The 15,029-nt window shown below is 63.3% G+C and carries 16 protein-coding genes and 1 pseudogene; 8 read left to right on the top strand and 9 right to left on the bottom strand.

What is annotated here, in order from left to right; translation table 11 throughout:
- The 4 genes and pseudogenes from AB4Z43_RS32725 to AB4Z43_RS32710 all read left to right on the top strand — a co-directional run.
- Positions 1–139, top strand: a pseudogene (locus AB4Z43_RS32725) (IS630 family transposase); the annotation flags it as partial.
- Positions 140–312: 173 nt separating this feature from the next.
- Positions 313–1,788, top strand: a complete 1,476-nt coding sequence (locus tag AB4Z43_RS32720; protein WP_069092232.1) for a YcjX family protein — start codon at positions 313–315, stop codon at positions 1,786–1,788.
- Complete coding sequence (locus AB4Z43_RS32715) at positions 1,785–2,870, top strand: YcjF family protein (protein ID WP_441940837.1); 1,086 nt, start codon at positions 1,785–1,787, stop codon at positions 2,868–2,870. Before AB4Z43_RS32720 ends, AB4Z43_RS32715 begins: the two co-directional genes overlap by 4 nt.
- A 123-nt stretch (positions 2,871–2,993) precedes the next feature.
- Entirely contained in the window at positions 2,994–3,545 is a 552-nt protein-coding gene (locus AB4Z43_RS32710; protein WP_038646972.1) for a hypothetical protein, read from the top strand.
- Positions 3,546–3,635: 90 nt separating this feature from the next.
- Here AB4Z43_RS32710 and AB4Z43_RS32705 read toward each other — a convergent pair whose 3' ends face one another.
- The 3 genes from AB4Z43_RS32705 to AB4Z43_RS32695 form a co-directional block, all read right to left on the bottom strand.
- Positions 3,636–3,902 (bottom strand): hypothetical protein, encoded by a 267-nt coding sequence (locus AB4Z43_RS32705; protein ID WP_019858327.1) that lies wholly within the window; start codon positions 3,900–3,902, stop codon positions 3,636–3,638.
- Positions 3,903–4,081: 179 nt separating this feature from the next.
- Positions 4,082–5,290: an MFS transporter gene (locus AB4Z43_RS32700; RefSeq protein WP_441940834.1), complete on the bottom strand. Its 1,209-nt coding sequence runs from the start codon at positions 5,288–5,290 to the stop codon at positions 4,082–4,084.
- A gap of 59 nt (positions 5,291–5,349) precedes the next feature.
- Positions 5,350–6,336, bottom strand: a complete 987-nt coding sequence (locus tag AB4Z43_RS32695) for an AraC family transcriptional regulator (protein WP_441940832.1) — start codon at positions 6,334–6,336, stop codon at positions 5,350–5,352.
- A gap of 161 nt (positions 6,337–6,497) precedes the next feature.
- On the opposite strand from AB4Z43_RS32695, the gene AB4Z43_RS32690 reads away from it, so the two are divergent.
- Together AB4Z43_RS32690 and AB4Z43_RS32685 are read left to right on the top strand one after the other, a co-directional pair.
- Entirely contained in the window at positions 6,498–8,333 is a 1,836-nt protein-coding gene (locus tag AB4Z43_RS32690) for a monovalent cation:proton antiporter-2 (CPA2) family protein (protein ID WP_069092235.1), read from the top strand.
- A gap of 15 nt (positions 8,334–8,348) precedes the next feature.
- The gene (locus AB4Z43_RS32685) at positions 8,349–8,894 is read left to right on the top strand and encodes a DUF924 family protein (RefSeq protein ID WP_441940831.1); all 546 of its coding nucleotides are present in this window, start codon (positions 8,349–8,351) and stop codon (positions 8,892–8,894) included.
- Positions 8,895–8,897: 3 nt separating this feature from the next.
- On the opposite strand, the gene folK is transcribed toward AB4Z43_RS32685, so the two are convergent.
- Genes folK through folP form a run of 3 tightly spaced genes read right to left on the bottom strand, consistent with a single transcriptional unit; the run spans position 8,898 to position 10,608 of the window.
- Positions 8,898–9,410, bottom strand: a complete 513-nt coding sequence (gene folK / locus AB4Z43_RS32680) for a 2-amino-4-hydroxy-6-hydroxymethyldihydropteridine diphosphokinase (RefSeq protein ID WP_019858334.1) — start codon at positions 9,408–9,410, stop codon at positions 8,898–8,900.
- Entirely contained in the window at positions 9,394–9,753 is a 360-nt protein-coding gene (gene folB / locus AB4Z43_RS32675; RefSeq protein ID WP_019858335.1) for a dihydroneopterin aldolase, read from the bottom strand. Before folB ends, folK begins: the two co-directional genes overlap by 17 nt.
- A 3-nt stretch (positions 9,754–9,756) precedes the next feature.
- Positions 9,757–10,608, bottom strand: coding sequence for a dihydropteroate synthase (gene folP, locus AB4Z43_RS32670; protein WP_019858336.1), 852 nt, complete (start codon positions 10,606–10,608; stop codon positions 9,757–9,759).
- A gap of 99 nt (positions 10,609–10,707) precedes the next feature.
- Between folP and AB4Z43_RS32665 the strand changes: the two genes are divergently transcribed.
- Positions 10,708–11,331, top strand: a complete 624-nt coding sequence (locus AB4Z43_RS32665; RefSeq protein ID WP_019858337.1) for a DUF922 domain-containing Zn-dependent protease — start codon at positions 10,708–10,710, stop codon at positions 11,329–11,331.
- A 230-nt stretch (positions 11,332–11,561) separates the two neighbouring features.
- On the top strand, positions 11,562–13,043 hold the full coding sequence (locus AB4Z43_RS32660; protein WP_027046872.1) for an MDR family MFS transporter: 1,482 nt from the start codon (positions 11,562–11,564) through the stop codon (positions 13,041–13,043).
- 9 nt (positions 13,044–13,052) lie between these two features.
- Here the strand turns inward: AB4Z43_RS32660 and AB4Z43_RS32655 are convergent, their stop codons facing one another.
- From AB4Z43_RS32655 to AB4Z43_RS32645, 3 genes are all read right to left on the bottom strand, one after another.
- Positions 13,053–14,084: an NAD(P)/FAD-dependent oxidoreductase gene (locus AB4Z43_RS32655; protein ID WP_019858339.1), complete on the bottom strand. Its 1,032-nt coding sequence runs from the start codon at positions 14,082–14,084 to the stop codon at positions 13,053–13,055.
- Positions 14,085–14,165: 81 nt separating this feature from the next.
- A complete protein-coding gene (locus tag AB4Z43_RS32650; RefSeq protein ID WP_441940828.1) occupies positions 14,166–14,486 on the bottom strand; it encodes a 2Fe-2S iron-sulfur cluster-binding protein in 321 nt (106 codons plus the stop codon).
- 99 nt (positions 14,487–14,585) lie between these two features.
- A complete protein-coding gene (locus tag AB4Z43_RS32645; protein WP_027046873.1) occupies positions 14,586–14,954 on the bottom strand; it encodes an Hpt domain-containing protein in 369 nt (122 codons plus the stop codon).
- Positions 14,955–15,029: the final 75 nt, after the last annotated feature.

Below are 15,029 nucleotides of genomic sequence, written 5' to 3'. Positions count from 1 at the left end.
CAAACACTGGATGCGCCAGGCTCAGAAACGCACCGTCGAGGACACGTGGCGCTACATCGGCCACCTCGTCGAAACCATCGAGGCAGCCGAATGCAAGAACTACTTCGAAAACGCAGGCTACGCTTCCGTCAAAACGTGAAAGGCTCTAACTCCCTGTTTTGGCGCAATTTCCAAGGGAAAGCGCTATGCGCTCTTCCCGGGAAAACCGCTCCACACTTTTCCTGGAATTGCTTCGGCATCGATTTCCGGCGCCATTTCAAAGCCGGGTTCCAGCGCCTATATCGGACGGACCCAAGCCTGAGAGATCACATTTTGGCATCATCGCTGACCACCTTCACCGACGAGGCAAAAATTGCCCTCGATACGCTGTCGGGACGCGCCACCGGGCTTTTTTCTCCGTCGCTGCGGCTGGGTGTTACCGGCCTTTCACGCGCCGGCAAGACGGTGTTCATTTCCGCGCTGGTGCACAATCTGATCCACGGCGGACGCCTGCCGCTGTTCGAGGCACAGAAATCCGGGCGTATCGCCCGCGCCTTCCTCGAAGAGCAGCCTGACGACGCCGTGCCGCGCTTCCAGTACGAGGATCATATCGCCGCATTGGTCAACGACCGCGCCTGGCCCGATTCCACGCGCGCCATTTCGGAACTGCGGCTGACCATCGAATATGAATCGGCCTCCGGCTGGAGCCGCATGTTCTCTTCAGGCAAACTGTCGGTCGACATCGTCGATTATCCCGGCGAATGGCTGCTCGACCTGCCGCTGCTCGGCAAATCCTTCGCCGATTTTTCACACGAGGCCATGGAGATGGCCACTTTGCCGGTGCGCGAGGATCTTTCGCGGGCCTGGCGGGCGATCTCGGCGGAAATCGACCCGAATGGCGACGCCGATGAGATGACGGCACGCCGCCTCGCCGAAAGCTTCGCGGCCTATCTCAAGGCCTGCAAGCTCGACGAGCGCGCGCTTTCGACCTTGCCGCCCGGCCGTTTCCTGATGCCTGGCGACCTCGAAGGCTCGCCCGCACTGACCTTCGCGCCGCTGGCTGGCCTCGACAGGCGTCCGCGCCCGGGATCGCTGCACGCCATGATGGAAAGGCGCTACGAGGCCTACAAGACGCATGTCGTCAAACCGTTCTTCCGCGAACACATCACCCGCCTCGATCGCCAGATCGTCCTGATCGACGCCATGCAGGCGCTGAACGCCGGCCCCGGCGCCATGGCCGACCTCGAGCGTGCGGTGACCGAGATCCTCAGCTGTTTTCGCCCCGGCCGGGGTAGCTTCCTCACCGACCTGTTTTCGCGGCGCATCGATCGCATCCTGGTCGCCGCGACCAAGGCCGATCACCTGCACCATGAAAGCCATGACCGGTTGCAGGCGATCGTGCGGCGGCTGGCGGACCGTGCCGTGGCACGAGCGAACTTCACCGGCGCCGACGTCGACGTCGTCGCCATGGCGGCGGTGCGCGCGACCCGCGAAGGCACGGTCAAGCAAGGCCGTGAGACGTTGCCTGTCATCATCGGCACGCCGATCGCCGGCGAGAAGATCAACGGTGAAACGTTCGACGGAAAGACCGAAACTGCCATATTTCCCGGTGACTTACCGGAGAAGATTGATGCGGTATTCGACGTCTCCGGACCCGATCACAGGCAGGATTCCACGGACCCGGCAATCCGCTTTGTCCGGTTCCGCCCACCAAAACTCGAACGCACGGCCGAAGGCGTCACGCTGTCTCTGCCGCATATCAGGCTCGACCGTGCCTTGCAGTTCCTGATCGGAGACCATCTGGCATGACCGCGCCCCGCAAACCGGCGGCCTTCCGCATCGAGCCGGAAGCCGCGCCAACACAAGAGGCGTCAAAGACGCGGCAGGCCGAGCCCCCGCGCAAACCCCGCGGGCTGAAGACCGATGTCGCGCTGGTCATACCGGCGGAAATCGACGTCTTCGACGAACCGGACATCGTCGCCGCGGAACCGCCGCCGGCGGTCGCCCCCAGGAAACGCTCGTTGTTCGGCAGCATCTTCTTCGGCGCCATCGGCGTACTGGTTTCGCTGGCTGTCGGCCTGTGGACCGACCAGCTGGTTCGCGATCTCTTCGCCCGCGCCGAATGGCTGGGTTGGCTGGCCGCCGGCATGGCGGCGATCGCCGTATTGGCACTCGTGGTGATCCTGATTCGGGAATTCCTGGCGATCGCCCGCCTTGCCGAAGTCGAAAAACTGCAAAAACGCGCGCTCGACGCCATCGCGCGCGACGACCCCAAGGCGGCACGGTCGGTGGTCGACGAGCTTTCGGCTTTCGTAGCGGCCAAGCCCGAGACCGCGGCCGGACGGCGTGCGCTCGCCGAACTGCGCGGCGAAATCATCGACGGCGGCAATCTGGTGCGCCTGGCCGAAGCGGAAATCCTCGGCCCCCTCGACGCCAGGGCAAAGGTGATGATTCTCGAAGCGGCCAAACGCGTCTCGCTGGTGACGGCGGTCAGCCCGCGCGCGCTCGTCGATGTCGCCTATGTCGTGTTCGAGGCCGGACGCCTCATTCGCCGTCTGTCCGAACTCTATGGCGGACGCCCGGGAACGCTGGGGTTCTTCCGCCTGGCGCGCAGCGTGCTGGCGCATCTGGCGGTCACCGGCTCGATCGCCGTCGGCGACAGTTTCGTCCAGCAGATCGTCGGCCACGGCCTGGCGGCACGGCTTTCGGCCAAGCTTGGCGAGGGCGTCGTCAACGGCATGATGACGGCGCGCATCGGCATCGCGGCGATGGAAACCGCGCGTCCCCTGCCCTTCAGCGCCGCGAAGCGTCCGGGACTGGGCGATTTCCTCTCGGCATTGACATCGTTTGCAGCGAAGAAAGACACCGAAACCACACGCTCCGGCAAATAGCGTCCTCTTCTTCCTGACGATGAGCGGATTGCCGTTTCGAAGGCCCGCAGTGACGAAGCATTAACCAATGTTCTTCATGGTCGAACCGGTTCCAAACAGCCTCTTTGTTGCCAGGTGTCGTCGATGAAAAGCGTAATTCTGTCCAGCGTCCTGCCCCTGGCCGTTGCGATCACAGCAGTCGTCGGTCTCGCCTCGGAGGCTTCCGCCGCAGAGCCGGACAAGCAGTTCTTCCAGTCGGCCGAAGGCAAATGGGTCGGCCCGGGCGAAATCGTCGCCGGCAAGTACAAGGGCACGAAATTCAACTGCAGCTTCACCGGCTCCACGCCGGACGGCAAGATGGGCATGACTCTGGACGGCGGCTGCCGCGTCGGCATGTTCACCCAGCCGATGTCGGCCAAGATCGAGCGCAAGGGCCGCGATTACAAGGGCTCCTTCATGGGGGGCGCTGACGGTGCGGGCCTGGACATCATCGGCGGCAACGTTGTCGATGCCCGCAAGGTGGTCTTCACCATCAACCGCAATCAGCTCCGCGGCGTCATGCAAGCCCGCATTCCCGACGACAATTCGATGACGGTGACGGTTGCCGTGCGTGTCCAGGACCAACTGGTGCCGGTCATCGGCATGAGCCTGAAGCGCGTCGATGCCGTCGAAGTCGGCTCCATCGCGCCGAATTGAGCGCATTGTCGCGCCTGCCCCTAGCACATCCCCAAAAGCAAAGAGGCGGCAGCCCATCGCCACCGCCCCCTCGAACCAGCAAAAAGGCGCTTAGCCCTTGATGGCGGCCGTCACCTCGTCATACGCCTTGCAGGCGTCGGCGAGTGTCGTGGTGCCCTGGTACTTGGTTGTTACTGCCTGGACCTTGGCGGTCAGGTCAGCCGCCTTGGACGGATCCTTGGTGATCGCCTCCTGCAGTGCGGCGGCCATGTCCTGCGCCTTCTTGGTCGCGATCTCGGCCGTGCATTCCGGCGCCTTCGAGCAGGCCGAACCGGCAAGCACCGCCAGGCCGACGGCAACAAGCAAAAACTTCTTCATGTCAGTCATCTCCTCAAAAGGGCGCGACTTGATCGTCGCTCACCCTCCAATGGCCGAAGCCGAGCGTCCTTAGCCTTCGATTGTGGCAACAAGCAACGCGCGCATTGCGTAAACTTGTGTAACGCGTCTGCAATATTGTCCGGGTCGGATTCGGGCTGCTGTGTCAGCGGCGGCAAAGTTCAGTTACGCGGCTGTCGCAGCGCCAAGACGGCTGTCGATGCAGCAAGGATAGCAGTCACAGTCAAAGGCGCCGTAGGGCCGTAGGTGTCCACAACATAGCCGCCGACAACCGCGCCGACGGTGATGGCGACCTGAAAAGAGGCGACCATCAGGCTGCCCGCTGCTTCCAGCGCGTCCGGCGCGGCGCGAGACAAATTTGTCGGCAACACCACCGGCGCCATGCCGAAGGCGAAGCCCCACAGTGTTACGAAGCCAAAGGCAACGCCAATGTGCACGCCCCAAAGCACTAATGACAGCGCCGCAAACGCCATCAATGCGGCGGTAACCACGAGAGCCACGTGGATATTGGCGTCGGCCATGCGGCCACCGGCAATATTGCCGATCACTGCGGCGATGCCAAATCCGAGCAACGCCAGGGCAATTGGCCCAGTGGCAAGGAGCGTCACATGTTCGAGAAAGGGACGCACATAGACCGAGCCGGCAAAATGCCCCGTCATCAGCAAAAGGATGGCAAGCATACCAAGTTGAATGCCACGCCGCCGTGTCAGCCGAAGGACGTCCGCAAGACTATTGCTTGCCGTTGCAGGCAAAGACGGCAGGCTAAGCAACTGCAGTAGCATGGCCAGCAAGGCCAACCCTGCCGTCATGGCCATGGCGGTGCGCCAACCCAGCCAGTCGCTGATCAACGCGCCCATCGACGGTGCGGCAATGGTGGCGAGCGAGACGCCGAGGGTAACGATAGCCATGCCCCGACCTGTCGCACTGGCGCCAACCAGCCTGGCCACGACGGCGACCGAAAGCGCCCAGAAAGCGCTGAGAGCGATCCCCAGTCCGGCCCGACCCAGCAACAGCAGCCAGAAATTGGGCGCCAGCGCCGCAAGAATATTGGAAGCAACCGCTAGGGCCATAAGGCCGACCAGCACCGTCTTGCGGTTCAACCGACCGATGAGGACATTGCTCAACATGGCCGTCACGGCGCCGACTGAAGCGGTGGCGGTGACGACCTGTCCGGCCGTTCCCTCGCTGATGCCGAGATCGCGCGCCATTGGCGTCAACAAACCTGCCGGCAGGAATTCGGCTGAGACCAGGGCAAAGCTGGTGGCGGCCAATGAAATGACTGCGAACCAGGTGGTTGCGCTCCACGCGGCCGGCGCATCGGCATCAACGCCTATCGCCGCGTCTTCAAGTTGTAATGTTGTGTCAGTCACGGAAAGATCTCCAAGGTTTGGAGATCTTCATAAACGAGTCTTTTCGGATGATATGTACCTCAAAATCCGAAATCCATGCCTATTCGTCCGGCAATTGTGCGACGCACAACGCCTGGCGAGACGTTGGTGATGCGCTTGAAGGCGCGAGCGAAGGATGCCTCGGAATCATAGCCCAAGCGAGTAGCAACCTCGGCCACCGACAAACCGTTTTGCCCCAACAACTCGCGGGCAAGCTGCATGCGCAAACGGGCGAGATAGCGTGCAGCACCCTCTCCCAATACAGCGCTGAAGCGCTCGGCGAAAATCGAGCGCGATTGGCCTGCCAGGCTGGCGAGGCTTTCGAGCGTCCAGTTATGGCCGGGGTCTCTGTGCATGGCTGCCAGAGCGCGGCCAATATGGGGGTCGCGGATGGCAGCGAGCCAACCGGTGGTCGAAGCTCCCGTGCAATTGACCCAGCAGCGAATGAGCCGGGCTGTCAGCAAGTCCGCCATGCGCGACAAGATGGTGGCGCTGCCCATCTGCGGTTGCGCGGCCTCCACGGTCATGGCCGCCAGCAGAGGGCCAACGACCGGGTCATTGCCGGCCACGTCGCAACCCTTGATGATGGGCGGCATCAGCGTGATCAATGGATTTAACGCACAGGCGCCCAAGGCCATTGAGCCGCAGAAAAGGGTGCTTGTCGCGCCCGTGCCTTCCCGTACGACTTCGCAGACGTTGCTCCCCAACTTGGTCACCCGGCAATCATCGAGCGAGCCGCCTGCAACGTCCGGCGCGCTGGCCAGCCGATGGGGGATGCCTTGCGGCAGCAGCACCAGATCGCCATCGCGCAACTCCTGCCATCCATGCGCTTCGGTGTGGATCCAGCATGGACCCTGACCGACAAAGTGAAAACGAAGCAGCGATTGTTGCGGGAATTCTATGCTCCAGGGATGTTGGAGCTCGCAGCGGCCATAATTGACGCCACTCAAGCGAAAGTCTTGTAGGATTTCGCTGAGCGCATCCATCGGGATATCTGGCGGAGACGGCCGGGACGAATGGTCAATCATCCTACCGATATATATACCATTCGTCCGACAGGCAAGCGGAGACCGTTGTTCCACCAGGGGAAACGCTTCGACGGCACCCGTTAGGCTCCCCGCCCTTGCCTCCCGCTCCAACTGCATGCAAGGAGTGCTGTCGGACATAGGGAGACTTAGGGACAAGAGGCATGGCAGCGGAAACATCAGGCAGCGATCTCATTCAGGTGGTGGCGCTGCTTGCCGCTGGGGTTGTCGCCGTCCCCATCTTCAAGCGCATGGGCCTCGGCTCCATCCTAGGCTATCTGGCCGCCGGCGTGGTGATCGGCCCGTTTGGTCTTCGCATCTTTTCCGAATCGGGCGCCATCCTCCACGTCGCCGAACTCGGCGTCGTCATGTTCCTGTTCATCATCGGGCTGGAAATGCAGCCGTCGCGGCTTTGGGGCCTGCGGCGCGAAATCTTCGGGCTCGGTGCGCTCCAGGTCGGGGTCTGCGCGGTCCTGTTGACCGGCGTGGGAATGGCCGGCGGTTTTCCGGTCTCGCAATCCTTCGTCGCCGGGGCTGGTTTCGTGCTGACCTCGACGGCGATCGTCATGCAACTTCTTGAGGAACGCGGCGAAATCGCCTCGCCGAAAGGCCAGCGCATCGTCTCCATCCTGTTGCTGGAAGATCTGGCCATCGTGCCGCTGCTGGCCCTGATCGCGTTCCTGGCGCCGGGCGGCGCCGACACCAGCCTGTCGGAAAGGCTGACCGAGGTCGGCATCGGCCTTGCCGCGATCCTCGGACTGGTGCTGGCGGGGCGCTATCTGCTCAACCCGTTCTTCCGCATCCTGGCGGATGCCCGTGCCCGTGAGGTGATGACGGCCGCGGCACTGCTGGTGGTGCTTGGATCGGCGCTCGCCATGCAGCTCAGCGGCCTGTCGATGGCGATGGGGGCCTTCCTGGCCGGCGTGCTTCTGTCCGAATCGACCTTCCGCCATCAGCTGGAAGCAGACATCGAGCCGTTCCGCGGCATCCTGCTCGGCCTGTTCTTCCTTGCGGTCGGCATGTCGCTCGACCTGCATGTGGTCGCCGCGAACTGGAAGCTGATCGCCATCTATGTCGTCGCCTACATGGTCATGAAGGCGCTTGGCATCTACATCGTCGCCCGCATCCTCAAGACCGGCCATCGTGAAGCGTTGGAACGCGCGGTCTTCATGGCGCAAGGCGGCGAATTCGCCTTCGTCCTCTACTCCGCCGCCGCTGCCGTCGGCATCATCGACAACCAGGCCAACGCGACGCTGACGGCGATCGTCATCATCTCCATGGTGCTGACACCGCTGGCGATCATCGCCTTGCGCTATGTCACCCCGCGCGACGAGCAGTCGCTCGACGGCGTCGATGTCGCCGACGGACTGACCGGCAGCGTGCTGATCATCGGTTTCGGCCGCTTCGGCCAGATCGCCAGCCAGCCGCTGCTGCTGCGCGGCATCGATGTGTCGATCATCGACAACGATGTCGAGATGATCCAGGCGGCGGCGGATTTCGGCTTCAAGGTCTATTATGGCGACGGCACCCGGCTGGATATCCTGCACGCGGCCGGCGCCGGCCGGGCGCGCGCCGTGCTGATCTGCGTCGACAAGGCCGATGCGGCCGTTCGCATCGCCCAGTTGATCAAGGCCGAATTTCCGCTGCTCACCGTGCTTGCCCGGGCTTTCGACCGCGGCACCGCGCTGCAGCTCATTCGCGCCGGCGTCGACTATCAGCTGCGCGAGACCTTCGAATCGGCACTGGTTTTCGGCGGCTCGGCCTTGGAATCGCTTGGCGTTGATCCCGAAGACGTGGCGGAAACGATCGAGGACGTCAGGCGTCGTGACACCGACCGTTTCGAAACCCAGCTCGCCGAAGGCATTCGCGCCGGCCAGCGCTTCCTGCGGGGCAATATCGGCACGCCGATTCCGACACCGCTCTCCACGCCGCGCCGCCCCGGTCAGGCCCTCAACGAGGAGACGGCCGGCGTTCTGCACAAATCCGAAACAGCCGATTGAACCAAGGAATCATGCATGGAATTGGACAGCAGAGCCCTGTCGGTCACCAAATTCTGGCGCGACGCCGGCGAGGATGCATGGTTTGAGAAGAGCGACGCTTTCGATGCCGATTTCCGCGATCGGTTTCTTGACCTGCACTACGCCGCCGCGCGGCGTGAATGCGACGCCTGGTCGAACCATGCCGAAGGTTCGCTGGCGCTGATGATCCTGCTCGACCAGTTTCCGCGCAATTGCTTCCGTGGCACCGGCCATATGTACGCCACCGATCCGCTGGCGAAGCATTTCGCTGAAAAAGCGGTCGCTGCCGGGCATGACCTGGCGCTGGAACCGGAAGTCCGCGTGTTCCTGTATTTGCCGTTCGAACATGCGGAAAACCTTGCCGACCAGGACATTTCGGTCGAGCTGCACACCGCCAGGGCCGAGTTCAACCTGAAATACGCGCTGGAGCATCGCGACATCATCAAGCGCTTCGGGCGGTTTCCGCATCGCAACAGGATGCTTGGCCGCGAGACGACACCACAGGAGCAGGCCTTTCTCGACGAAGGCGGATTTTCCGGCTGATCGTTACGTCAGCCACCAATCCCGGCCGGACGGCAATCGCTCGATTCCGGCGGCGTCGACGGCGCCGAGCCGTTCCGATACGCTTCGCCCGCCGACGGCAAGATCCGGCGCGATCTCGGCCAGCGGCGCCAGCACGAAAGCGCGCTCCAGCATGCGCGGATGCGGCACTTCCAGCCCGGTCTCATGGATGACGCGGTTACCGAACACCAGAATGTCGATGTCGATCAGGCGCGGCCCCCAGCGCTCCTCGCGCACCCGCTTCAGCTTGCGCTCCGCGTCGAGGCAGAGGTCAAGCAGTGCCCGCGGTGCGAGCCGGGTCGACAGTTCGGCGGCGGCGTTGAGGAAATCCGGCTGGTCGAGCTTGCCCCAGGGCGGCGTGCGGTAGAGCGACGAGACGGCGGTAACGCGCGTATCCGCATCGGCGTCGAGAATGCGCAGCGCCGCCGCCATCGAGGCCGCCGGATCGCCCAGATTGCCGCCGAGGCTGAGGTAGACGGTGTTACTCGGGCCAGACAACGGTCACCTCGACATAATCGAGCACGCCAGGCACCGGCGCGTTCGGCTTGCGCACGGTGATTTCGGCCCTTTTGATCTGCGGAAACCGCTCCGTCAGCGCCTTTGCCACTTCCATGGCCAGGGCCTCGATCAGGAAACGCCGTTCGCCGGTGATGATCTTCTCGATCACCGTGAAGGCAATGCCGTAGTTGACGGTTTCCTCGATGGCGTCGTCGACAAGCGCGCGCCCGGGTTCGACCGACAGCATCGCGTCGACATAGAAACGCTGGCCGAGCGCCTCCTCCTCGTCGAGCACGCCATGCCGGGCAAAGAAGGCGCAGTTCTTCAGGCGGATGACATACATGGCTCAGCGTTCCGATACGGCGGTTTCAAGCGCCAGCATAGCATCCGCCACGGCCAGCGCGTCCACGTTGATTGCGACATCATGGACGCGAAACAGATGCGCGCCCTTGAGCCTGAGAATGACGCTGGTCGCCGCCGTTCCGGCAGCCCGGTCTGCCGCATCGCGGCCGGTAACGGTGCCGATGAAGCGTTTTCGCGAGGTGCCTGCCATCAGCGGAAAGCCTAGCGCATGGAGCTCGGAAAACCGCGCCATCAGCTCGAGATTTTCCTGCGCCGTCTCCTTGGCGAAGCCGAAACCGGGATCGAGCACGATGCGATCATCGGCAATGCCGTTGCGGCGGGCGACCTCCAGCGATCTCTCCAGGAACGCAAACTGGTCCGCGATCACGTCGGGCAGCTTCTCGCGATCCCGCCCGGTATGCATGATGATGAGCCCGGCTCCGGTTTCGGCGGCGACCCGCGCGATGTCGGGCTCGCGCTGGAGGCCCCAGACATCGTTGACGATATGCGCGCCGGCAGCCACGGCCAGCCGCGCGGTTTCGGCGCGATAGGTGTCGACCGAAATCAGCACGTCACCGGAGCGCGCCAACGCCTCGATCACCGGCAGGATACGTGCCTGTTCCTCGCTGGCCGAGATCGCGGCGGCGCCCGGCCGGGTCGATTCTCCACCGACATCGATGATCCGTGCCCCTTCCCCGATCATGCGGCGCGCCTGGGCCAGCGCCGCTTCGGGCGCATCGAACAGTCCGCCGTCGGAAAAGCTGTCGGGGGTGACGTTGAGGACGCCGACGACCACGGCCTTGCCGCCAAGGTCGAGATGACGTCCATGCGCCAGCTGCCATCGCCTCGCCGTCATTGCTCATCAACCATGGGCTCATCAACGATGTGTGATCCGCAAAGGATCAATTCCGTTGCGCCGGCAACGGCCGTAAAGCAAGGTGGGTAAAGAGGCAATATGATGAAACGATCCCTACTTTGCGCGCTGCTGCTTGCCATGACCGCTGTTCCGGCGGGCGCGGCCAATCTCGTCAAGACATACAGCTACTTTTCCATTGGCGGCAGCACGCTCGAAGACATCGAGAAGCAGCTCTCCAAACACGGGCCGCAGGTCAAAAGCACGGGCTCGCGCCACCCCGGCGCCACCCAGATGGCCTTCACCACCCGTATCAGCTACGCCACGCAGGCTGGCTCCTGCCGGATCGCCGACGCCGCCGTGACGGTCAAGGTCAAGGTGATCCTTCCGGAATGGCGCCGCCCGCGCAAGGCGGATCCCGACGTGAAGCTGTTCTGGGACACGCTGTCGGCCGACATCAAGCGCCATGAAGAACGCCATGTCGAGATCGCCAAGAACTATGGCCGCGAGCTGGAAAACGCGCTGAAGGCGACCTACCCGCGGACGGATTGCGCTACGGCCAAGGCCAAGGCGGCCGAGATCACCGCCGCCATTCTCGCCAGGCACGACCGCGCCCAGGTGCAGTTCGATCGCGTCGAGAGCGTCAATTTCGAAAGCCGTATCCTGCGGCTCATGCGCTACCGCATCCAGCGCATCGAGAACGGTCGGCTGCCGCCGCCGGCCTGAATTTCATCGGCGCGCGCGATGGCGCCGACGAAAGCCAACCGGGCCGAAGCGTAGTGCCAGAGTCGAAAAATTTTCGAACGGCAGTCGAAATCGGCCTAAACGGAACGACATATCACGGGTTGGCAAGGCGCAACCCTCAAGGCACGAGCACCACGACCGATCGCGCGGCGAACGCATCAAGCAAGCCCAATCGTCGACCCGGATCGCGCGCAAAGCATATGGATAATACTATGGACCAGGCTGTCGACAAGCAGACCATGGCGGCTGACGCCACGCCGCTGACCGAAAGCGAGAAGAACGCCATCATCGGCGGCGTTCTTCTGTCCATGCTGTTAGCGGCGCTCGACCAGACCATTATCGCACCCGCCATGCCGACCATCGCGCGAGCACTCGGCCACGCCGAGTATCTCCCCTGGATGGTCACTGGCTATCTCCTGACCGCCACCGCCGTGGCACCGCTCTACGGCAAGATTTCCGACGTCTATGGCCGCCGCCCTACCGTTTACGCAGCGATCCTCATCTTCCTCGCCGGATCGCTGGTCAGCGCCATGGCCCCCAACATGTTCGTGCTGGTGATAGGGCGCGCGATCCAGGGTGCGGGCGGCGGCGGCCTGTTTGCGCTGGCGCAAACCGTGATCGGCGACCTCGTGCCGCCGCGCGAACGCGCACGCTACGCGGCCTGGGTCTCTGGCACCTGGGCCGTCGCCAGCATTGCAGGGCCACTGCTGGGCGGCACCTTTGCCGAGCATCTGCACTGGTCGCTGATCTTCTGGATCAACATTCCGCTTGGGCTGGTGGCCATGGCCATCATCAACAAGCCACTGAAGAAGCTGCCGATCGCGGCCAAACATCACCGTATCGACGGGTTGGGCGCCGTGCTTCTGGTTATCGCCACGGCACTTCTGCTTCTGGCGCTCAACTGGGGCGGCAGCACCTATCCCTGGTTTTCGGGCGAAATTCTCGGCCTGGTGACCGGGTCGGCCGTGTTCTGGGCCCTGTTCGCACTGAGGCTGCTGAGGGCCGCCGAACCGTTGATCTCGCTTGAAGTGTTGGGCAACCCGATCGTGCTCGCCGGTGCGCTGTCGATGTTCCTGCTGCAGGCCGCCAATATCGGCGCTTCGGTCTACCTGCCGGTCTATCTACAAACCGTGATCGGGCTCTCCGTCAGTGAATCGGGACTGGCCATGCTCGGCCTTTTGCTCGGCACGGTCGCCGGTGCCGCCTCCAGCGGCCGTCTGATCCCCCGCTTCGTGCACTACAAGCGTATCGCCATGATCGGCATCGCTTTGGCCATTGTCAGCATCGGCGTGCTTAGTGCCATTGCCGGACACGCCTCGCTGCTCGAGGTCGAGATCCTGACCACCCTGATCGGCCTGGGCAGCGGAACGACATTCCCCGTCGCGACCGTCTCTGTCCAGAACGCCGTCGATCGAACCCATCTCGGGGTCGCGACCGGCGTGCTGACCTTCTTGCGCACACTGGGTGGCGCGCTGGGCGTCGCCCTGCTCGGTGCGGTGGCGCTGGGCTATGGCCTGCCGCTCTCCGCCGAGGGCTCGCAGACACATATCCAGCTGACGTCAGCCTTGCCGTTCGTGATGATCTTCATCACCGCCGGCATCACCCTGGGGCTGGCGCTTGTCGCAATGATGCTGATGCCGGAAAAGGCGCTGCGCGGACGCGACGAGGCTGTCGCGCCCGTCATCGCGGAATAGAAGCGCTCTTTACTCCACCACGCCGAGCTTCTTCTGCAGGCTGGTCGACGAGGTTGTGTACTGGAACACGATCCGCTCACCGGGGCTGACGATGCGCTTGGCGGCCTGCGCCATAAGCGCCACCTCATGAAAACCTGACAGGATCAGCTTCAGCTTGCCCGGATACCAGTTGATGTCGCCGACGGCAAAAATGCCGGGCACCGAGGTCTGGAACTTCTCGGTGTCGACCGGGATCAGGTTCTCGTGGAGATTGAGCCCCCATTCCGCGATCGGCCCGAGCTTCATGGTCAGGCCGAAGAAGGGCAGCATGCGGGTGCATGGCACTTCGATATCACCTTCCGGACCACCCTTGATGGTGGCCGATGACAGCTGGCCGTCGGCGCCGGTCAGGCCGGTCACCTGCCCGACCCTGAATGCCAGCTGCTTCATCTCCTGCATGGCATACATTTTGTTGACGCTGTCGGGCGCCGCGCGGAATTCAGGGCGCCGATGAACGAGCGTCACGCTCTTGGCCACCGGCTGCAGGTTGAGCGTCCAGTCGAGCGCCGAATCGCCGCCACCGACGATGACAAGGTCGTGGCCGCGAAAATCCTCGATCCGGCGCACCGAATAGAAGACGCTCTTGCCCTCATAGGGCTCGATGCCCGGGATCGGCGGGCGTTTCGGCTGGAACGAGCCGCCGCCGGCGGCGATCACCACCACCTTTGCCTCGAACACCTCGTTCTCGTCCGTGATGACGCGAAAGCCGCCGTCCTCCAGTTTCTCGAGGCTGGAGACCATGCGGTTGTAGGTGAAGTCAGGCTTGAACGGATGGATCTGCTCGAGCAGCTTGTCGACCAGCCCTTGCGCCGAAATCGAAGGCCAGCCGGGAATGTCGTAGATCGGCTTTTCCGGATAGAGTTCCGCGCATTGGCCGCCGGGTTTGTCGAGGATATCGATCAGGTGGCATTTCATGTCGAACAGGCCGAGCTCGAACACGGCGAACAGGCCAACAGGCCCTGCCCCGACAATGAGAACGTCTGTGCTGATGATCCCGGTCATGCGCCCTGCCTCGTTGCTGGATGGCGTGAGACTGCATGACCACCGGCCCGCTGCCAAGCGGCAGTGGGAAAAATCCGCTTTTCAGCCCTGGCGCTCGGGTACCCGCACCACCAGGCCGTCGAGCGCGTCGCGCACCTTGATCTGGCAGGACAGCCGCGAGTTCGGCTGGACGTCGTAAGCGAAGTCCAGCATGTCCTCTTCCATCGCTTCCGGCTCGCCCACTCCCGCCGTCCAGGCCTCGTCGACATAGACATGGCAGGTGGCGCAGGCGCAGGCGCCGCCGCACTCCGCCTCGATCCCCGGCACGGCGTTGCGGATGGCGTTTTCCATGACCGTCGAGCCGTTTTCGGCGTCCACGTCGAATTGTGTGCCGTCATGGGCGATGAAGGTCAGCTTGGTCATTTGTCACCTGAAGGGAGTTTCCGCCGAGATAATCACTCCGGCAGACAAGTCAACTGCCGTGCGAAAGCGCCTCTCGGTGACGTTTTTCCACAAACCGGGTCAGCGATTGATGGCGGCGATGAAATCACGCACTTCGTCGATCAGTTTGCCGAGCCGCTTGAGGGCCTGGCCGTCTTCCGGCTGCCGCTCGATCTCAGTGGCACAATCGGCGATCGCAAAGGCGCCGACGCCGCGAGCAGACCCTTTCAACCCATGCGCCAGCAGAAGCCGGTCCTTGAGATCGGCATCGACTATTTTGTCGCGTACCGACAGCGCCTGCTGTACAAACAGCGCCAGCACCTCTTGCTCGAGGGCGCGGTCGCCCATCGTTTGCCGGGCAAGGTGTGCCAAATCGACCGGTCGGGACTGTCTGGTTCCCGAGACGTCGCCTCCGGGCATTGAAAAGGCAATGCCGCTTTCGCCACGCATGAACTCGAACTCCGTTTTCTTCGGCCGCCTGAAAAACTAGGCGAATCCAATGGACAACGGGTTAATGGATGGCCC

The sequence above is a fragment of the Mesorhizobium sp. 2RAF45 genome (genome assembly GCF_052115225.1).
Taxonomy (GTDB): domain Bacteria; phylum Pseudomonadota; class Alphaproteobacteria; order Rhizobiales; family Rhizobiaceae; genus Mesorhizobium; species Mesorhizobium jarvisii.
This window is presented reverse-complemented; position numbering and strand designations above follow the sequence as displayed.

Coding starts and splice junctions, on each gene's coding strand:
- AB4Z43_RS32715 (WP_441940837.1), top strand. CDS start 1,785: ATGACCGCGCCCCGCAAACCGGCGGCCTTCCGCATCGAGCCGGAAGCC.
- AB4Z43_RS32710 (WP_038646972.1), top strand. CDS start 2,994: ATGAAAAGCGTAATTCTGTCCAGCGTCCTGCCCCTGGCCGTTGCGATC.
- AB4Z43_RS32705 (WP_019858327.1), bottom strand. CDS start 3,902: ATGAAGAAGTTTTTGCTTGTTGCCGTCGGCCTGGCGGTGCTTGCCGGT.
- AB4Z43_RS32695 (WP_441940832.1), bottom strand. CDS start 6,336: ATGATTGACCATTCGTCCCGGCCGTCTCCGCCAGATATCCCGATGGAT.
- AB4Z43_RS32690 (WP_069092235.1), top strand. CDS start 6,498: ATGGCAGCGGAAACATCAGGCAGCGATCTCATTCAGGTGGTGGCGCTG.
- AB4Z43_RS32685 (WP_441940831.1), top strand. CDS start 8,349: ATGGAATTGGACAGCAGAGCCCTGTCGGTCACCAAATTCTGGCGCGAC.
- folB (WP_019858335.1), bottom strand. CDS start 9,753: ATGTATGTCATCCGCCTGAAGAACTGCGCCTTCTTTGCCCGGCATGGC.
- folP (WP_019858336.1), bottom strand. CDS start 10,608: ATGACGGCGAGGCGATGGCAGCTGGCGCATGGACGTCATCTCGACCTT.
- AB4Z43_RS32665 (WP_019858337.1), top strand. CDS start 10,708: ATGATGAAACGATCCCTACTTTGCGCGCTGCTGCTTGCCATGACCGCT.
- AB4Z43_RS32660 (WP_027046872.1), top strand. CDS start 11,562: ATGGACCAGGCTGTCGACAAGCAGACCATGGCGGCTGACGCCACGCCG.
- AB4Z43_RS32655 (WP_019858339.1), bottom strand. CDS start 14,084: ATGACCGGGATCATCAGCACAGACGTTCTCATTGTCGGGGCAGGGCCT.
- AB4Z43_RS32650 (WP_441940828.1), bottom strand. CDS start 14,486: ATGACCAAGCTGACCTTCATCGCCCATGACGGCACACAATTCGACGTG.
- AB4Z43_RS32645 (WP_027046873.1), bottom strand. CDS start 14,954: ATGCGTGGCGAAAGCGGCATTGCCTTTTCAATGCCCGGAGGCGACGTC.